Genomic DNA, 16,975 nt, shown 5'->3' with positions numbered 1-16,975 from the left:
CCCCGCACGCCGGTCCCCGCGCAGCGGCCCCGCACGCCGGTCCCCGCGCGGCTCCCGGCGGGGACACGTACGGCCCTCGGCGGAGCCGCGTGCGTCACTTGCTGGCCGCGAAGCTCATCAGGGCGTGCTCGTCGCCCTGCTTGACCTTCCCCGTCGTGTTGATCACTTCCAGCTTCCACGACCCGCCGACCCGGACCGCCTTGGCGACCGCGCAGGCGTTGTCCTTGGTGAGCAGGCTGGGCCAGATGTCGGCGACCTGCTGCGAGCTGCCGCCGGAGGCGTCGTAGACCTTGAAACTGATGTTGCGCGCCTTCTGGAAGGAGCTGCCCTTCTTGAAGGCGGCGGCGATGAAGACGATCGACGTGATGTTGCCGGGGATACGGGCGAACTCCACGGTGACGGTCTCGTCGTCGCCGTCGCCGCGGCCGGTCTGGTTGTCGCCGCTGTGCTTGAGGGAGCCGTTGCCCATGGGGTCCAGCGAGTCGAGACCGGCCAGCCGCACCGGGTCCCCGCCCTGCATGGCGATCGCGATGAGGTCGAGGTCGGTGCCGGCCTTGCGGCGCAGCACGCCCATCACCCCGCCGCTGCTCCCGGCCGTGGGGTCCCAGGACACCCCGAGGGACAGGTGGGTCACTCCGTCCAGGTCCGCGGGACCGTCTTCCTTGGTGAGCGTGATCACGTAATCCGTCCTTCCGGCATATGGGTCCTACCGAGGCAGAGTGTGCCTGGTCCCCGCGCGGTTCCCCACGCCGGGTGCCGGACGGACGCCCACGGTTCCCGTCTCGTGACCGGGCCGTGATCGGGCCGGGTCAGGCATCGCGCCGTCGCAGCACGAACGCCGCGCCGGCCACCGCCACCGCCGTGTAGGCGGTCACCAGGGCCAGCGACGGCCAGGCGCCCAGGCTGCCGACGACCTCCGGCCCGGCGTCGGACGTCTGCGTGAGCTTCTCCAGGGCCGCCGTCGGGGTGGCCCCGACGACCCACCGCTGGAGGTCGCCGAGCAGCGGCCCGAACAGCGACGGCAGCAGCAGGAGGCCCACCACGGCGGTCACCGCGCCGGCGGCATGCCGTACGACGGTGCCGACGGCCAGGCCCAGCACGCCCACGACCGCGAACAGCGCCCCGATGCCGAACAGCGCCGGCAGGGGCTTTCCCTGGGCGTGCGAGCCGTCGAGGACGGCGTCCCCCAGCAGGTACGCGACCGTGCACGAGACCAGCCCGACGACGAACAGCACCCCGGCGAGCAGTACGGCCTTGGCGGCCAGCACCCGTCCTCGCCGGGGCACCGCGGCCAGCGTCGTGGCGATCGACCCGCTGCTGTACTCCCCGCACACCGTCAGCGCGCCCACCACGCCCGCGATCATCAGCCCGACCACGCTGAGCGTGAGGCTGCCGCCGAGCACGGTGTCGTCGGGCTGCAGGCTGTCGGTCAGCCCCACGAACACCGCGCCGACCACGGTCACCAGGGCCACGGAGAGGGTCGTCCACACCGTGGAACGCAGCCCGGCGTACTTGGTCCACTCGAAGGCAAGGGCCTCCCGGAAGCCGGGCGGGGAGGCGACCGCGACGGCGGTGGTGCTCGTGGCCGCGCCCGCCCTCCTCCCCGCATTCCTGCCCGTCGTCATGCTCGTCGCCGTACTCGTCTCCGTGCCCGTGTGCGGGTTCATCGCCGCGGCTCCTTCGCGTCGGTGTCCGTGTCGCGGTCCGTGTCGGTGTCCGTGTCGCTGTTCGTGTCGGTGTCGGCGCCCGAAGCGGTCGGGCCGCCCGTGCCGGAGCCGCGGTACTCGACCGCCTCGCCCGTCATCGCCGTGTAGATCTCCTCCAACGTCGAGCGGAACGGGGTGAGTTCGTGCACGGCCACACCGTGGTCGCGGGCCAGTTCGCCGACCGCCGCCGTGCTCATCCCGGTCACCCGCCAGCCGCCGTGCGCCTCCCCCGGGGCGCCTCCCCTCGGGTACGGCGGGGAGTGGGGGACGACGGTGGCGCCCCGGGTCTCCAGCAGGCCGCGCAGCCGGCCGGACTCCGCGTCCGGCGTGCGCACCAGGGACCAGTCGGGCGAGTGCGCCGCGATGAAGTCCCGCATGTCCGTGTCGGCGAGCAGCCGGCCCCGGCCGATCACGACGAGCCGGTCGGCGGTCCGTTCCAGTTCGCTCATCAGGTGGCTGGACAGGAACACCGTGCGGCCCTCGTCGGCCAGGGAGGTCAGCAGGCCGCGGATCCAGCGGATGCCCTCCGTGTCCAGGCCGTTGACCGGCTCGTCGAGGATCAGCACCCCGGGGTCGCCGAGCAGGGCGGCGGCGATGCCGAGCCGCTGGGACATGCCGAGCGACAGCCCTTTGGTCCGCCGGTCCGCCGCCGCCTCCAGGCCGACGATGCCCAGCACCTCGTCGACCCGGCGCGCGGGCAGGCCGTGCGAGCGGGCGAGACCGAGCAGGTGTCCCCGCACCGTGCGGCCGCCGTGCACCGCGCGGGCGTCGAGCAGGGCGCCGACCTCGCGCAGCGGCGCGGCGAGACGGTCGTAGCGGCGGCCCGCGACGGTGGCCGAGCCCGCGGTCGGGGCGTCGAGGCCGAGGATCAGGCGCATGGTGGTCGACTTGCCCGCGCCGTTGGGGCCGAGGAAGCCGGTCACCCGGCCGGGGTGGACGGTGAACGACAGCCGGTCCACGGCCGTCCGCTCACCATGGCGTTTGGTGAGTTCTCGCGCTTCGATCATGTGCCCGACGCTACGGAGGGCGGACGAACCGGACATCTGCCACCGGGAGTCGGTATGTACTCCGCCTGGAGTAGGGATGCCGCCGGGCGCGGACCGCCCGCTCCCCGGACCGCCCCGCTCCCCGGACCGCCCGATCCCCGGACGGCCCCGCCCCTGAGCGGCTCAGCCCTCCCCCGCGCGCACCAGTCCCGTCTCGTACGCCGTCACCACCAGCTGGGCCCTGTCGCGCGCCCCCAGCTTGGCCATCACCCTGCTGACGTGTGTCTTCGCCGTCAGCGGGGACATCAGCAGCCGGCCGCCGATCTCGTCGTTCGACAGTCCGCGCCCGACCAGGGCGAGGACCTCCCGCTCGCGGTCGGTCAGCGGGTCGAGCCGTTTGCGGGCCTGCACCTCGGGGGCCTTCAGCCGGGCGAACTCCTCGATCACCCGGCGGGTGACGGCGGGCGCGAGCAGGCTCCGCCCGGCGGACACGGTGCGGATGGCGGTGCGCAGGTCGTCGGGGTCGATGTCCTTCAGCAGGAAGCCGGCCGCCCCGGCGCGCAGCGCCTCGAAGACGTACTCGTCGGCCTCGTACGTCGTCAGCACCAGGACCCGTACGGCGTCCAGCGCGCGGTCGGCGCCGATGCGGCGGGTGGCCTCCAGGCCGTCGGCGCGCGGCATGCGGATGTCCATGAGCACCACGTCTGGGTGCGTCGTGCGGGCCAGTTCCACGGCCTGCACGCCGTCCGCGGCCTCGGCGACGACGACCAGGTCGTCGGTCAGGTCGAGCAGCGCGCGGAACCCGGCCCGCACCACCGTCTGGTCGTCCGCCAGCAGGACCCGGATCACGGGGCACCTCCGGTGTCCGGGCCGGCCACGACACCGCCGTCAGCCTCGGGGCCGCCCTCGGTCCGCGGTCCGGCGGGCGCCCCGACGGGCAGCTCTGCCGTCACGCGCCAGCCCCCGCCCGGGAGCGGGCCCGCCACCAGCCGCCCGCCGACCGAGGCGGCCCGTTCCCGCATCCCGATCAGACCGAAGCCGTCCCCCGGCATGTCGTCACGCGTCGTGCCGTACCCGGCCGCGCGGCCGCCCCCGGCCTCCGCGCCGTCCCCGTCCCCGCCGTCCGCCGGGGCGGGGCGTCCGTCGTCGGTGACCTCCACCCTCAGCCGGTGCCCGTCCGGGATCACCGACACCGTCGTGTGCCGCGCGTCCGCGTGTCTGATCACGTTGGTCAGTGCCTCCTGCACGATCCGGTAGGCGGCCAGCTCCACCACCTGCGGCAGCGGTCCGGCCGCCACGCGCAGTGTCACGTCGAGACCCGTCCCGCGCACCCGCTCCACCAGATCCGTCAGCTCCGCGAGCCGGGGCGCCGGGCCGGTCAGGTCTCCGCCCTCCGACCGCAACACGCTGACGGTGGCGCGCAGTTCGTGCACCGCCTCCTTCCCGGACGCCCGCACCTGCCGCATCGCCGCCCGCGCCACCTCCGGGCGGGCGTCGAAGGCGTCCAGGGCCAGCCCGGCCTGCACGGTCATCGCGGACACGGTGTGGGCGACCACGTCGTGCAGCTCGCGTGCGATCCGCACCCGCTCCTGCTCCACCCGGCGGCGCGCCTCGCGCTCCCGTTCCGCCTCCGCCCGCTCGGCCCGGTCCTCGTACTCGCGCATCAGCTCCCGTCGCCCGCGCACGGCCTCGCCCAGCAACAGCGGCACCAGCGGCACCAGCATCTCCAGCAGGGGTGCCCCCTGCGGCTGCGCCACGTCGATGCCCGCGACCAGCGACACCGCGCCGGAGACCAGGGCGGCGACCACGGCGGTCCGCACGGTCCGCCTCCGGTCCCCCTGCACGGCGACGGCGTACAGAGCGGTCATGACGGGCAGGTTGAGCAGTTCCCCGATGTGCCCGTACAGCGCCCACCCGGCGCACGCCGCGCCGGTGACCACCGTGACCGCGACCGGATACCGGCTGCGCACCAGCAGCGCCCCGATGGACACCGCGAACAGCAGCCAGGTCACCGCATCGGCCTGCCGGTGGCCGGGATCGTTGACCGCGGCGTCCGAGCCGGTGAGCACGGCGACGACCGCCGCGATCAGGAGGTCCACGACCGGCGGCGGCAGCGGCCGGCCCGGGGGGAGGAGGTACCGGTACCGGGAGATCCGGGAGATCGGGGGGATCGGGGAGGCGGAACGGCTCACGGCGCCACCGTAGGAGCCCAGGGCGGCGAACGTGTACGACCTGGGGAGTACACGCCGCCTTCCCGCCCCGCCCCGTTCCGCCGGCGGGCCGCCGGGGACGGCCCTCGGGCCGCCCCACGAGCCGGCGGTCCTCAGGCCGCCTCACGGAGAGCGCGGGGTCCTCAGGCCGCCTCGCGGAGGGCGGGGTCCTCCGGGCGCGCCGGGTCCCGCACCACGCGGCGGCGCCGGGCCGGCATGCCGAGCAGCGGGTGGGCGACGCCCCAGGCGGCGCCCCTGGTGACCAGTTCCTTGTAGACGGCGGCGAGCCGCCCGGTCAGGGCCGCGCGGACGGCGCGGTCGTCGGCGGTGACGTACTGGATGAGGCCCTCCTTGCGGCCCAGCGAGATGCACTGGTTGAAGTAGCGCATGGGCACGTGCGGCAGCTTGCCGCCGGTCAGGCGGGCGGCGATCGCGTCGGCGGCCTGCCACGCGGTGGGGACACCCGACGCGCACGACATCCGCAGCGGCTTGTCACCGGGGCCGCTCACCAGGGCGGAGTCCCCGATGGCGTACACGTCCGAGTGGGAGACCGAGCGCAGGGTGCCGTCGACGACGATCTGGCCGGTGTCACCGACCTCGAGGGAGGTGGCCCGGGCGATCGGGTGGACGGCGAAGCCGGTGGTCCACACGGTGACCGCGGCCGGGAGGGTGGTCCCGTCGGCGGTGGTGACGTGGTCGGGGCCCACGGTCGTGACGGAGGCGTGCTCGTGCACCGTGATGCCGAGCCCGGCGAACACCTTCCGCAGGTGCGCCCGGCCCTTGTCGGACAGCCAGTCGCCCAGGGCGCCACGGGTGGCGAGGGTGACGTCGAGGTCCGGGCGGGTCTCGGCGATCTCGGTCGCCGCCTCCAGCCCCGTGAGGCCGCCCCCGACGACGACCACGGTGCCCCCGGCCCCCAGGCGGGCCAGGCGGTCGCGCAGCCGGAGGGCGCCCGGGCGGCTCGCGATCTCGTGGGCGTGTGCGGCGACACCGGGGACGCCCTGGTCGTCCCAGCCGCTGCCGAGGGCGTGGACGAGGGTGTCGTACTCCAGTTCCTCCTCGGGCCCGCGCCCGCCCGCCGGCCCCGGTGCGGACCCGGGCCGGGACGCGGACTCCGCCCCGGGCTCGGACCCGGACCCGGTGGGGACGACGGTGACGGTCCTGCGGTCGACGTCGATGCCGGTGACCCGCGCCTGCTTCAGCACGACCCCGGTGCCCGCGAGCACGTCGCGCAGCGGCCGGGGCCTGAGGTCCTGGCCGACCGCGAGCTGGTGCAGACGGACGCGCTCGACGAAGTCGGACTCGGCGTCGACGAGGGTGATGGTGACGTCGTCACGGTGCAGTCGCCTCGCGAGGCGCCCGGCGGCGACGGCTCCGGTGTATCCGGCTCCGAGGACGATGATGCGGTGCTGCATGTCCCTGCTCCTGTCGTGAGCGGACTGGTCGGTTCGCTCCTTGAACCGGGCGGGGAGCCGTTCCCTGACAGGAACCACATGTGACGTGCATCACATGCCGATGCCCGTCGCGCGGCGTGGGGGGACGGGCGTCAGAAGGTGGTCGCGAGCAGCGGCTCACCGTGGTCGGTGACCGCCCACTGCCGGGCCACCCGACCCAGCTTGTCGGGGTTGACCTGGCTGCGGACGGCCGCGATGCCCTCCGAGGTGACCTCCAGGCACATGACGCCGATCACCCGCCCGTCGAGGACCGCCAGGAGGGCCGGTTCGCCGTTGGCGGTCGTGGCGTACAGCGCGGGCGACCCGCCGACCACGGCCCGCTTGGCCCGCGAGGGCACGAACAGCCCCCTGAGGAGCTTGGCGACCGCGAGCCCGCCCTCGAACGCCTTGGCCCGGGCGGGCGCCTTCCCGCCGCCGTCGCCGACCGCGACGGCGTCCTCGGTGAGCAGCCGCACCAGCGGCTCGGTCCGGCCGCTGGTGGCGGCGGCGAGGAACTCGTCGAGGACCCGCCGGGCCGCCGCCTCGTCGACCGGCGTACGCCGCCGGCCGGCGGCGACGTGCTCCTTCGCCCGGTGCAGGATCTGCTGGCTGGCGCTCTCGCTGAGGTCGAGGATCGCGGCGATCTCGCGGTGCGGGTAGTCGAACGCCTCGCGCAGCACGTACACCGCCCGCTCGTTCGGGGAGAGCCGCTCCAGCAGGACCAGCACCGCGTACGAGACGGCGTCGCGCTGTTCCGCGGTGTCGGCGGGACCGAGCATCGGGTCGCCCGCCAGCAGCGGCTCGGGCAGCCACGCGCCCACGTAGGTCTCGCGCCGGGCGCGGGCCGAGGTGAGCTGGTTGAGGCAGAGACGGGTGAGGACCTTGGTCAGCCACGCCTCCGGGACCCTGATCCGGTCGACCTCGGCGGCCTGCCAGCGCAGGAACGTCTCCTGCACGGCGTCCTCGGCCTCGCTCGCCGAGCCGAGGAGACGGTAGGCGATGGCCTCCAGGCGGGGCCTGGCGGCCTCGAACCGGCGCACGTCCTCCGCGGTCAGGCTCATGGCCCGGATCCTAACTCCGGCGGCCCGCGAACACCCGGGGCAACCGGGCCGGACGCGCCCCCGGCGCGCCTCCCGGGCATCCGCCGGGCACGGCCGCCTGCTGCCCGGAACGGTCCGGGACACCCGCCGCGCCACCGGCGGGCGGCCCCGTCCGGCGACCGCGTGTACCCGCTACCGGCCCGGCTCGGCTACAGTCCTTCAGCATGTCGCACCCTGACGATCTGCTGGCCGGCATCGCTGCCATGGTGGAAGCGGATCAGGACAGCCAGATGTCCCTCACCGTGGTCGTCTCCGGGGCCGTGATCACCGGACGACTGGCTCCCGAGGCCCTGTGGCGGGCGCGCGTGGCGGAGGTCCTGCGGGACTCCGACCGGCTGAGCCACTTCGCCGTCCCCTTCACCAAGGCCCGCGAGCCGGACACCCCTCCCACGCACCTGCACTTCCATCTCGCCCGCATCCTCCAGGGCAGCTACGGCATCCCGGACACCGGCGGCATGTACCGCGTCGCCCTCGCCGACATCAGCGCCTGGACCGTCGGCGACATCGGGTACTCCGACGAGTGAGCCGTGCGGGGGCGCGGTACCCCTGCACGCGGCGGTACCCCGGCGCCCCCGTCGGCCGGCCCGCCCCGGTCGGGTCGCCCGCCCCGGTCGGCCGGTCCACCCCTGTGGGCCGGTGCACCGCCGACGTCGGCGGGTCCACCCCCGCGGGCCGGACGGCCGTCGGCGGCGGTCCCGTCACGGTGTCAGGCCGGCCGCGGCGCAGGCCTGCGCGTACTGCGCCGTGCAGATGTCCTTGACGGAGTAGACGCCGTCCTGGACCACCGTGTCCTCGATGGTGTCCTTCGTCACGGCGACGACCGGCACGAGCATCGTCGGGATGTTCTTGCGGGTGGGGCTGTCCACCCGCTCGCGGGCGAGCGCGTCGAACTCGATGTCCCGTTCCCGCACGCGCGCCACCGCCATCTCCGCGGCCCCGTACGCCTCCAGCCGGAACGACTTGTACACGGTCATGTGCTGCTCGCCCGCGACGATCCGCCGCAGCGCCGCGAGGTCCGCGTCCTGCCCGGTCACCGGGGGCAGTTCGGAGACCCCCGCCTCCCGGAGCGCCTCGATGACACCGCCGGCCATGCCGTCGTTGGCCGAGTAGACACCGGCGATGTTGTCGGCGCCGATGCTTCGGATCGCCTTGCGCATGTTCGCCTCGGCGACCTCCGGCAGCCATTTCTCGGTGTCGTACTGCGCGGCGATGTCGACCTCGCCCTCCAGCTCGCTGAGCGCCCCCTCCTTGAACAGGGCCGTGTTCGGGTCGGTGGGGGCGCCGTGCATCATGACGACCTTGCGCTTCTCGGAGCCCGCCCCGAGCGCCTCCGCGAGGGCGCGCCCCTGCACCTCACCGACGAGTTCGTTGTCGTGCGAGACGTACGCGTCGACCGGCCCCTGGGCGAGCCGGTCGTAGGCGATGACCGGAACGTCTGCCTCCGCGGCCTTCCGCACGTCGGACGCGACCGCCTCGGCGTCCACCGCGTTCACCAGGATCACGTCGACCCCGTCGGCGATCAGCTTGCCGAACTGTTCGCTCTGCCGGGAGGCACTCCCCTCCGCGTTGGCGTGCACGACCTCGCCCTTGCCGCCGGTGAGTTCGGACACCCGCTTCTCGATCAGAGGGCGGTCGAACTTCTCGAACCGGGCCGTGTCCTTGTCGGGCAGCAGCAGGCCGATGGTCATCTCGTCGTCCCGGGCGGGCGCGTCGTCCCCGTCGGGGCCGGCTGCCCCGAGGACCCCGCACGCGGTCAGCGACAGCGCGCACAGGGCGGCCGTCACCACCGGGACGGTACGGCGCACGGCCGCGGAGGGACCGGTGCGGAGGGCGGGGCGGACGGTGCCGGTGGCACGGGTAGCGCGGATGGCGCGGGTCGTACGGGGGTTCACATCAGGTGCCTTCCGAGCGGAACGGGGGACGGGCGACCAGGTGAGTGGCAAGCCAACGCGGAATGACCGCTCAGCGTCAAGAAAGCACTGTAACGGCCCTGCAACAGCGGTCCGCACACGCCGAATCGCGAGGAGCAGACCCCCCGTTTTCGGTCGCGGGCGGCCCTTTTCGGCCCCCAACCACCGCCTCGGCATTGACCGTTGTTCAATAGCGGCGGGCTACTGGCGAGTTACCGAAACCATCCCCACGTGATTCCCTCATCGCATGCGGAGAACGTGCGCAGGAAAGGCACGGGAACTGCACGCGACGCCTCGCCACTGATCGGCGCGGCGGTGGTTCCGGCGCCACGACCGCACCGGGCGCGGGCAGCACGGCACCCGGGAGCGACCGGGACGACGACGGCAGCGGCGCGGCCCTCGGGCCGGAACGGCGGGCAGGGCACTCCCCCGGCTCCGGGCCGGCCCTCGCCGACGACCCGGGGCGACCCGTCCGTGAACCGGGGCCGGTGCTGCGGAACAATCGGTGCATGAGCATCGTCAAGATCAACGTACTCACCGTCCCGGAGGACCAGCGGGAGACCCTCGAGAAGCGGTTCGCCGCGCGGGCGGGCGCGGTCGAGAGTTCGGACGGCTTCGAGTGGTTCGAGCTGCTGCGTCCGGTCGAGGGCACCGACACCTATCTCGTCTACACCCGCTGGCGCACCGAGGAGGACTTCCAGCGCTGGATGGAAGGGCGCGGCCAGGCCGCCCACGGCGGTGACGGGGCGCCCGCCGAACGGCCGAAGCCGGCGGCCACCGACGCGACGCTCTGGTCCTTCGAAGTGGTCCAGCAGGCCGCCCCCAAGCAGAGCTGAACCCCCTCGTGGCGCGCGGCGGACTCCGCGCGCCACGAGCCGCTCTCACTGTGCGGGGAACAACGCGACAGGGGCCCGCACCGAAGTGCGGGCCCCTGTCGAAACCCTGCGTGCGTGCGTACGGAAGTACGCGTCACGGATCAGGCAGGAACGATGTTCTCCGCCTGCGGGCCCTTCTGGCCCTGGGTGACGTCGAAGGTCACCTTCTGGCCTTCCTGGAGCTCACGGAAGCCCGAGGTGGCGATGTTCGAGTAGTGGGCGAAGACGTCAGCGCCGCCGCCGTCCTGCTCGATGAAGCCGAAGCCCTTTTCCGAGTTGAACCACTTCACCGTACCGGTGGCCATATCAATACTCCTGAGACAGTGCCGGGAAAACGCACTTTACGAATTCCCTCATCGTCGCGATGATCACCTGCCCGGAGAACCGGTGGCAAACTGGCAACCACAACTGCAACTGACGTCAGCCTAGCACGCGGGATTTCCGCGGCAAGCGATATAGGTCACCGGAAAAAATTGCGCCGGATGTGTTTAAGAGAATAGGTGGCCCTCGCGGGATCCGTAATTCTGTTCCGGTGGAAGCAGGTTTTCAGGAGCGGCCGTGAACGGTCCTGTCGTCCGTCCGCCGCAGCCGCGCGTTGGCCTCCTCCGCCGCCTCCAACTGCTCCTCCAGGCTGATGATGCGGCAGGCGGCGTCGACCGGCGTGCCCCGGTCGACCAGTTCACGGGCGCGGGCCGCCAGCTTCAGCTGGTGCCGTGAGAAGCGCCGGTGCCCGCCCTCCGACCTGGTCGGGGTGATCAGCCCCGCCTCGCCCAGCGTGCGCAGGAACGCCGGGGTGGCGCCGACCAGTTCGGCGGCCCTGCCCATCGTGTAGGCCGGGAAGTGATCGTCGTCGAGCCGGTCGGCGACGGGAAGACGACCCGCGTCCGACAGATCCACGTCGGAGTACGGCTGACTGTCCGAGGGCATACCCACCTTCCTGCGGACCGCTCAGAGACCACGGCCCACCACGGGGACAGGTTCCCCGCACCGGAATTCTAGTCACCCGACCGGAAAATCTGTCCCGCCGACGGCAGGTGTCACACCCACGGGCGCCCCGGCCGACGTCGGCCGACGCACCGAGGTGCCCGATCGGCGGGCCCGGGCCCGTTGCCGGGCGTTGCTCCGGCCGGGGACCCGACTGCTCCGGCCGGGGGAACAGCTGCGAACAGCTGCCCCGGCCGATGGTCCGTGCGAACGGCGGACGAGGGGCGGCCGTGGCCGGGTGGCCGGCGGCCACGGTCGGGTGGCCGGGTGGCCGGCGGCCGTGGTCGGGTGGCCCGGTGGCGGTCACCGTCGGGCTCCGGGTGCCGTCGGGCCCCCTCGAAACCCCTCGTCTTCCGGGGAGCCGTCCGCCGCCACCCCACGCCCCACCGCGAACCCGACCGCCCCTCGACCGCACACGGGCCGCCTCTGTGCGGGGGCGCGGGGGAGCGCCCCCTGCGATCTGCGGGGCGTCGGCAAGGGGGCCGGGAGCAAGGAGGGGGAGGGGACGGATCCGGATCCGCGCGGACCGTCCGGGTGAGCCTCGCGGTGTGGGGCGGTGTGGGGCGGTGGGGCCCGGTCCTCCGAGCCTCGGGGAGGAGTCGGACGTCGTTCTTTCGCCCCCCGCGCACGGCCGGAGGGGCACGCCCCTCCCGCCTCCCCTTTTCACCACCCTCGCCGGGTGACCCGCCCCAGGCGGCTCCCCGGGACCGCATGCGGGGAGGCCGGGCCGGGCCCCGAGCTGCACACGTGGGGACGCGACGGCCCGGCCCGGCCTCCTCTGGCCGCAATCTGCCACGGCCCCGGGCCCGCCGCCCGCCGGAGCGGCCGAACGGGCACGGACACACGAGGCCGACCCAGGGGGCCCGAGGCGCCCCTTATATGCGTTTCAGCCGCATAACAGACCTTCCGAGCGCTTTATCCCCTCTTCCGGTCCATACTCGGAGCATGAGCACGGCAACGTATGAGGTCCTGGCCGCAGGCCAGGACGTACTGAACGTGGTCGCGGCCTTCATCGGCGGGCTGGTCGTGGCCGGTGCGCTGATCTGGGCCGTACGGGTCGGCATGCGGGTCATGGACACGGAGGAGCACCGTCCGCGTCCCGAGGAGCAGCCGAGGCTGCCGGACGGCGGCGCGGTCCGTGAGACGCGGGAGATGAGGGAGCCCGACGAGGTGCCCCGCTCCCAGGACGGCGAACGCATCCTGCCCCACGAGTTCCACCGCTCCCCGACGAGAACGGGCAAGGACCAGACCCCACGGCGCTGGAGTCCCGGGTCCAGCGGCGGCTTCGGCAGCGGAGGCCCCGGACACGTGTGACGGACGACCGGCCGCCCGCGGGCCGACGGACGGGGACAGCCCACGACGGGCGGGCGGCCACGGCGGGCTACGGCCCACCGGACCGCAGATCCCGGCCGCCCCGCGCGTGAGGGCGGCCGGGACCTCGGCGGAGCACGCCCGGATCCGCACGGCGCCCGGCGACTCGGGGCTCCCGGGTCAGCGGCTCAGGGCTCCCGGCTCCCCGGCCCTGCGGTTCAGGGCTCCGGGGTCAGCGGATCGGCGGCTCCGGGGCCAGCGGCTCAGCGGCTCAGCCAGGCGGTGGTGTCCGGGCCCAGGCGGCCGTCCACCAGGGGAGCGCTGGTCAGCAGGACGTCCCCGGCCGGCAGGTCGACGGGCTCCGCGGACAGGTTGGTCACACAGCGCCAGCCCTCGGACCGGTCGAACTGCAGGACGCCGGGCGGGGTGTCGTCGGCCCAGGTCAGGGTCTCGTCGACGGCGAGCTTGCGGCGCAGGCGCAGGGCCGTCCGGTAGAACTCCAGGGTCGAGCCCTCGACCCCGTCCTGGGCCTCGACGGAGTACGCGGCGAAGCCGGGCGGCTGGGGCAGCCAGGAGCCCGAGGCTCCGAAGCCGAAGGAAGGGCCCGTGCGGGTCCACGGCAGCGGCACCCGGCATCCGTCGCGGCCCTTGCGGACCCGGCCCGTCTGTTCCCAGACCGGGTCCTGGAGGACCTCGGTGGGCAGGTCGGCGACCTCGGGCAGGCCGAGTTCCTCGCCCTGGTAGACGTACGCGGAACCGGGCAGCGCCAGCATCAGCTGGGTGGCCGCGCGGGCCCGGCGCAGTCCGGCCTCCGGGTCGACGGCGGGGGCGTGGCCGCCCGACAGCAGCCAGGCGTTCTCGTCCGTGCCGGGCGGGAGCATCAGGCGGGAGGCGTGGCGGACCACGTCGTGGTTGGAGAGCACCCAGGTGGCCGAGGCACCGACCGTGCCGGCCGTCGCGAGCGAGTCGGTGATGACCCGGCGCAGGGCGTCCGCGTCCCACGGGGCCTGCAGGTACTCGAAGTTGAACGCCTGGCCCAGTTCGTCCGGGCGCGCGTAGAGGGCACGCCGGGGGTCGGGGATCCACGCCTCGGCGACCGCGGCCCGGGGCGGCGAGTAGGTGTCGAAGAGGGCCCGCCAGTCGCGGTAGATCTCGTGCACCTCGTCGCGGTCGAAGAAGGGGTGCGTGCCGGGCTCGAACCGGTGCAGGGCCTCCTCCCGGCTCAGCTCGGGGGCGCCGAGGTCCCGCAGCGGCTCGCGCAGGTCCTTGACGAGGGCGTGCGCGACGTCGATCCGGAACCCGTCGACGCCCCGGTCGGCCCAGAACTTCAGGGTGGTGAGGGCGTCCTCGCGGACCTCCGGGTTGTCCCAGTTGAGGTCCGGCTGCTCGGGGGCGAACAGGTGCAGGTACCACTGCCCGTCGGGGACGCGCTGCCAGGCGCTGCCGCCGAACAGGGACTGCCAGTCGGTGGGCGGCAGCTCACCGCTCTCCCCCCGGCCGTCGCGGAAGACGTACCGGTCGCGGGCCGCCGAGCCGGGGCCGGACCGCAGCGCCTCCTGGAACCAGACGTGCTGGTGGGAGGTGTGGTTCGGGACGATGTCGACGATCACCTTGAGGCCGAGCCGGTGGGCCTCGGCGACCAGCGTGTCGAAGTCGTCGAGGGTCCCCAGACGGGGGTCCACGTCGCGCGGGTCGGCTACGTCGTAGCCGCCGTCGGCCAGCTCGGAGGGGTAGAACGGGCTCATCCAGAGGGCGTCCACGCCCAGGGCGGCGAGGTGGCCGAGGCGCTGGGTGATGCCGCGCAGGTCGCCCAGACCGTCGCCGTCGGCGTCGGCGAAGCTACGGGGGTAGACCTGGTAGACGACCGCCTGCCGCCACCAGTCGGGGTTGCGGGAGGAGAGGTCGGGGGCGACGTCGCGGGCGGGCCGGGGCGCGGTGGTGTCGGGCAGGTCGGAACGGTCGGTCACTCGGGCTCCTCCAGGATCGCGTGCGTGCACCAGGGGGACATCTGTCCACAACGTCCTGAATGTGAACGCCCGGGTGGGGCGGAAACATTTCCTTGTCACCACCCACTCCGACACCCCGACGTTCCGCCGCCCCGACGCCCCGGCATGCCGGTTCTCCGCTCGTTGAGGGGTCCTAAGGCCGGTTCTCGGTCCCGCCGCCCTCCACCGTCGCCAGGTAGAGCCGCACGTACCGCTCCACGTCGACGTCGAGGGCGACATCGACGAGGGCCTGTTCGCGGGTGCCCTCGTGGAGTTCCGCCTCGCCTACGCGGGGGCGGCGGTCCACGATGGTCTGCCCCCGGGACGGTCCGGGGGCCAGCGACACCTCCACGGGCAGCCGGTGGGTGGTCAGACCCACCGGGTCGGCCACCGCGCACAGCGCTCCCGCGTCGCCGAGGCCGCCCGCGTCCTCGTCGGGGTCGTAGGGCCGGCTGCCGGGCGTGGCGGGGCGGTGGGCGAGCAGGTCACCGGCCAGCCGGGCGCCCGGCTCGGCGCTCGCGCGCAGCCGTCGTACGTCCGCCGCCGGGACCACGACCCGGGTGAACACGTCCAGTCCGTACATGGTGATCGGCACGCCGGCGGTGAGCAGGACCGCCGCCGCCTCGGGGTCGTGCCAGACGTTGAACTCGGCCACCGGTGAGGCGTTGCCGCTGCCCGCCGCGCCGCCCATGAACACGATCCGCTCGATGTTGCGGACGACCTCCGGGTGGGTCCGCAGCAGGAGGGCGATATTGGTCAGCGGGGCGGTCGGCACCAGGGTGACCGGGCGCGGCGAGGCGAGGATCTCGCGGCGCAGCAGGGTCACCGCGTCCACGCCGGCCGGCGCGCGGCGCGGTGCGGGCAGGCCGAGGTCGCCCATGCCGTCGTGGCCGTGGACGTGGCGTGCCGAACGGGGTGCCTCGATCAGCGGGCGTTCGGCTCCGCGGGCGACCGGGACGTCGGGGGCGCCCGCCTGCTCCAGCACGGTCAAGGTGTTGCGGACCACGCCGTCGACGTCGGTGTTCCCGGCCACGCAGGTCACGGCGCGCAGGTCGATCGCCGGGTGCCGCACCGCGAACAGCAGCGCCAGGGCGTCGTCAACCCCCGTGTCGCAGTCGATGATCACCGGGGTGGGCGGCGGGACGTGGGTCACTGCGGGTCCTTTCACCGTGCGCCGGTCCTCCGGGGTGCGGGCGGCTCCCGTCCCGTCCGGTGCCTGCGCGACGGCCTTCCGTTCCTGGCATGAGGGGGCGGGCGCACCCGGCCGGGGTGTACCGCGTCCCGTCCGTGACCCTACGCGGGGGCCGTGTCCGGGGGCGGGGACGGGCGGGTCGAGGCCGCCGGAGGCCGGGGCCGCGGGCGGTCGTCGGACAGGGGCGCCGTGAGGGGGCGTGCGCGCCGCCTGCCCGGGTCCGCCGGGCGGCGCGGTTCCCGGCCCGGGAGTGCTCACCCGGACGGACCGTTCGCGCTGGTGGGGGTGGCGGGGCGGTGGTGCCGTAGGGGCAGGTGTCCGACTCCGGACAGTCCGGTCCCCCAGGAGACAGTCGATGACCCGTGCCCCGGCCGCCGCCCGTGCCGCTCTCCTCGCCGCCGCGTCGGCGACCGCCCTGCTGACGGTGACGGCCTGTTCCGCGGGCGGTGACACCGCGCCCCGGGCCGTCTCCTCCCCGCCGGCCTCCGCCGCCGCGCCGGCCGCCGAACAGCCCGCCCCCACCGGTTCGTCCGCGCCGTCGGTGCTGACCGCGGAGCAGGTGCGGGCCGCGCTGATCACGGAGGCCGACCTGGGGGAGCCGTGGATCCCCACCCGGGGTGCCGCGACCTGGCGGGACGGGCAGCTGAAGGCGACGACGCAGGACACGGACTGCCGCCGCCTGCTCGACGTCCTGTACACGGAGGACCTGTTCGGCGAGCCGACCGGCCCGCGCGCCGCGGTGGCGCTCGACGACGTCCACCACGACGCGCAGTTGCGCTACCAGGTGGCCGCGCACGCGTCCGCGGAGGTGGACCGCACCCTTGCCTGGATGGTCGCGCTGCCGCAGAGGTGCGAGCGGTTCACGGCGACGTCCGCGGGCGCGGGCCGCCAGGAGGTGCGGGTCGAGGAACTGCCGCTCCCGGAGGTGGGGGACGCCCGGGCGGGGCTCCGGATCGCCCTGGCCGGCGGGACACCGGACGGCGAGGAGACGTACCTGACCGTGGACCTCGCCGCCGTGCGGGTCGGCGAGGAGACCATCACCCTCACCAACGGCGGCCCCGGCGAGGTGATGCCCGAGATCACGCAGGCAGTGGCCCAGCTGGGGACGGAACGGCTCACGGAGATCCGCCGACAGGGCCGCCTCCGGGTGTGACGGCGGGGCCCCGGGACCAGGGCCCCCGGCGCCTCCGGGTGTGACGACGGTTCGCGGGGGCCAGGGCCCCACGCCTCCGGGTGCGGGGCCCTGGCCCCGGTCGGCGATCGGAGTCGACCGCGTCCGAGGC

At 74.3% G+C, this 16,975-nt stretch carries 16 protein-coding genes; 4 read left to right on the top strand and 12 right to left on the bottom strand.

From position 1 onward, the window contains the following. Positions 1-94: 94 nt before the first annotated feature. The 7 genes from AB0F01_RS14530 to sigJ form a co-directional block, all read right to left on the bottom strand. The gene (locus AB0F01_RS14530) at positions 95-679 is read right to left on the bottom strand and encodes a TerD family protein (protein WP_362094322.1); all 585 of its coding nucleotides are present in this window, start codon (positions 677-679) and stop codon (positions 95-97) included. A gap of 130 nt (positions 680-809) precedes the next feature. After that, positions 810-1,667, bottom strand: a complete 858-nt coding sequence (locus AB0F01_RS14525) for an ABC transporter permease subunit (RefSeq protein ID WP_362094319.1) — start codon at positions 1,665-1,667, stop codon at positions 810-812. Continuing rightward, positions 1,664-2,713 (bottom strand): ATP-binding cassette domain-containing protein, encoded by a 1,050-nt coding sequence (locus tag AB0F01_RS14520; protein ID WP_362094317.1) that lies wholly within the window; start codon positions 2,711-2,713, stop codon positions 1,664-1,666. The genes AB0F01_RS14525 and AB0F01_RS14520 overlap by 4 nt, the downstream gene beginning before the upstream one ends. 162 nt (positions 2,714-2,875) lie before the next feature. Next, on the bottom strand, positions 2,876-3,541 hold the full coding sequence (locus AB0F01_RS14515) for a response regulator transcription factor (RefSeq protein WP_362094314.1): 666 nt from the start codon (positions 3,539-3,541) through the stop codon (positions 2,876-2,878). Then, positions 3,538-4,884 carry a sensor histidine kinase gene (locus tag AB0F01_RS14510; protein WP_362094311.1) on the bottom strand — a complete coding sequence of 449 codons (1,347 nt, stop codon included), beginning with the start codon at positions 4,882-4,884 and terminating at the stop codon, positions 3,538-3,540. The genes AB0F01_RS14515 and AB0F01_RS14510 overlap by 4 nt, the downstream gene beginning before the upstream one ends. Before the next feature lie 161 nt (positions 4,885-5,045). Next, positions 5,046-6,317 (bottom strand): FAD-dependent oxidoreductase, encoded by a 1,272-nt coding sequence (locus AB0F01_RS14505; protein ID WP_362094308.1) that lies wholly within the window; start codon positions 6,315-6,317, stop codon positions 5,046-5,048. Between the two features lie 131 nt (positions 6,318-6,448). Further along, positions 6,449-7,396, bottom strand: a complete 948-nt coding sequence (gene sigJ / locus AB0F01_RS14500; RefSeq protein WP_362094306.1) for an RNA polymerase sigma factor SigJ — start codon at positions 7,394-7,396, stop codon at positions 6,449-6,451. 203 nt (positions 7,397-7,599) lie between these two features. On the opposite strand from sigJ, the gene AB0F01_RS14495 reads away from it, so the two are divergent. Beyond that, entirely contained in the window at positions 7,600-7,959 is a 360-nt protein-coding gene (locus AB0F01_RS14495; RefSeq protein ID WP_362094304.1) for a hypothetical protein, read from the top strand. Positions 7,960-8,133: 174 nt separating this feature from the next. Here the strand turns inward: AB0F01_RS14495 and AB0F01_RS14490 are convergent, their stop codons facing one another. Continuing rightward, positions 8,134-9,240 (bottom strand): substrate-binding domain-containing protein, encoded by a 1,107-nt coding sequence (locus AB0F01_RS14490; RefSeq protein WP_362094439.1) that lies wholly within the window; start codon positions 9,238-9,240, stop codon positions 8,134-8,136. Positions 9,241-9,854: 614 nt separating this feature from the next. Here AB0F01_RS14490 and AB0F01_RS14485 point away from each other — a divergent pair. Then, the gene (locus AB0F01_RS14485) at positions 9,855-10,181 is read left to right on the top strand and encodes an antibiotic biosynthesis monooxygenase (protein ID WP_362094303.1); all 327 of its coding nucleotides are present in this window, start codon (positions 9,855-9,857) and stop codon (positions 10,179-10,181) included. 140 nt (positions 10,182-10,321) lie between these two features. Here AB0F01_RS14485 and AB0F01_RS14480 read toward each other — a convergent pair whose 3' ends face one another. Together AB0F01_RS14480 and AB0F01_RS14475 are read right to left on the bottom strand one after the other, a co-directional pair. Continuing rightward, positions 10,322-10,525, bottom strand: a complete 204-nt coding sequence (locus AB0F01_RS14480; RefSeq protein ID WP_004985680.1) for a cold-shock protein — start codon at positions 10,523-10,525, stop codon at positions 10,322-10,324. 241 nt (positions 10,526-10,766) lie between these two features. Continuing rightward, positions 10,767-11,147 carry a helix-turn-helix domain-containing protein gene (locus AB0F01_RS14475; protein WP_362094300.1) on the bottom strand — a complete coding sequence of 127 codons (381 nt, stop codon included), beginning with the start codon at positions 11,145-11,147 and terminating at the stop codon, positions 10,767-10,769. 1,002 nt (positions 11,148-12,149) lie between these two features. Between AB0F01_RS14475 and AB0F01_RS14470 the strand changes: the two genes are divergently transcribed. Continuing rightward, positions 12,150-12,518, top strand: coding sequence for a DUF6479 family protein (locus AB0F01_RS14470; protein WP_362094298.1), 369 nt, complete (start codon positions 12,150-12,152; stop codon positions 12,516-12,518). 260 nt (positions 12,519-12,778) lie between these two features. Here the strand turns inward: AB0F01_RS14470 and AB0F01_RS14465 are convergent, their stop codons facing one another. Both AB0F01_RS14465 and AB0F01_RS14460 read right to left on the bottom strand, forming a co-directional pair. Continuing rightward, on the bottom strand, positions 12,779-14,482 hold the full coding sequence (locus tag AB0F01_RS14465) for an alpha-amylase family glycosyl hydrolase (protein WP_362094295.1): 1,704 nt from the start codon (positions 14,480-14,482) through the stop codon (positions 12,779-12,781). A 172-nt stretch (positions 14,483-14,654) separates the two neighbouring features. After that, positions 14,655-15,653: a nucleoside hydrolase gene (locus AB0F01_RS14460; protein WP_362094293.1), complete on the bottom strand. Its 999-nt coding sequence runs from the start codon at positions 15,651-15,653 to the stop codon at positions 14,655-14,657. 394 nt (positions 15,654-16,047) lie between these two features. Between AB0F01_RS14460 and AB0F01_RS14455 the strand changes: the two genes are divergently transcribed. Next, a complete protein-coding gene (locus tag AB0F01_RS14455) occupies positions 16,048-16,845 on the top strand; it encodes a hypothetical protein (RefSeq protein ID WP_362094290.1) in 798 nt (265 codons plus the stop codon). Positions 16,846-16,975 lie beyond the last annotated feature (130 nt).

It is taken from the genome of Streptomyces sp. NPDC029526 (assembly GCF_040637405.1).
Lineage (GTDB): Bacteria > Actinomycetota > Actinomycetes > Streptomycetales > Streptomycetaceae > Streptomyces.
Note: the sequence above shows the minus strand (reverse complement) of the source record. Positions and strands in the feature narration are given on the sequence as shown.

Coding starts and splice junctions, on each gene's coding strand:
- AB0F01_RS14525 (WP_362094319.1), bottom strand. CDS start 1,667: ATGAACCCGCACACGGGCACGGAGACGAGTACGGCGACGAGCATGACG.
- AB0F01_RS14520 (WP_362094317.1), bottom strand. CDS start 2,713: ATGATCGAAGCGCGAGAACTCACCAAACGCCATGGTGAGCGGACGGCC.
- AB0F01_RS14505 (WP_362094308.1), bottom strand. CDS start 6,317: ATGCAGCACCGCATCATCGTCCTCGGAGCCGGATACACCGGAGCCGTC.
- sigJ (WP_362094306.1), bottom strand. CDS start 7,396: ATGAGCCTGACCGCGGAGGACGTGCGCCGGTTCGAGGCCGCCAGGCCC.
- AB0F01_RS14495 (WP_362094304.1), top strand. CDS start 7,600: ATGTCGCACCCTGACGATCTGCTGGCCGGCATCGCTGCCATGGTGGAA.
- AB0F01_RS14485 (WP_362094303.1), top strand. CDS start 9,855: ATGAGCATCGTCAAGATCAACGTACTCACCGTCCCGGAGGACCAGCGG.
- AB0F01_RS14480 (WP_004985680.1), bottom strand. CDS start 10,525: ATGGCCACCGGTACGGTGAAGTGGTTCAACTCGGAAAAGGGCTTCGGC.
- AB0F01_RS14475 (WP_362094300.1), bottom strand. CDS start 11,147: ATGCCCTCGGACAGTCAGCCGTACTCCGACGTGGATCTGTCGGACGCG.
- AB0F01_RS14470 (WP_362094298.1), top strand. CDS start 12,150: ATGAGCACGGCAACGTATGAGGTCCTGGCCGCAGGCCAGGACGTACTG.
- AB0F01_RS14455 (WP_362094290.1), top strand. CDS start 16,048: ATGACCCGTGCCCCGGCCGCCGCCCGTGCCGCTCTCCTCGCCGCCGCG.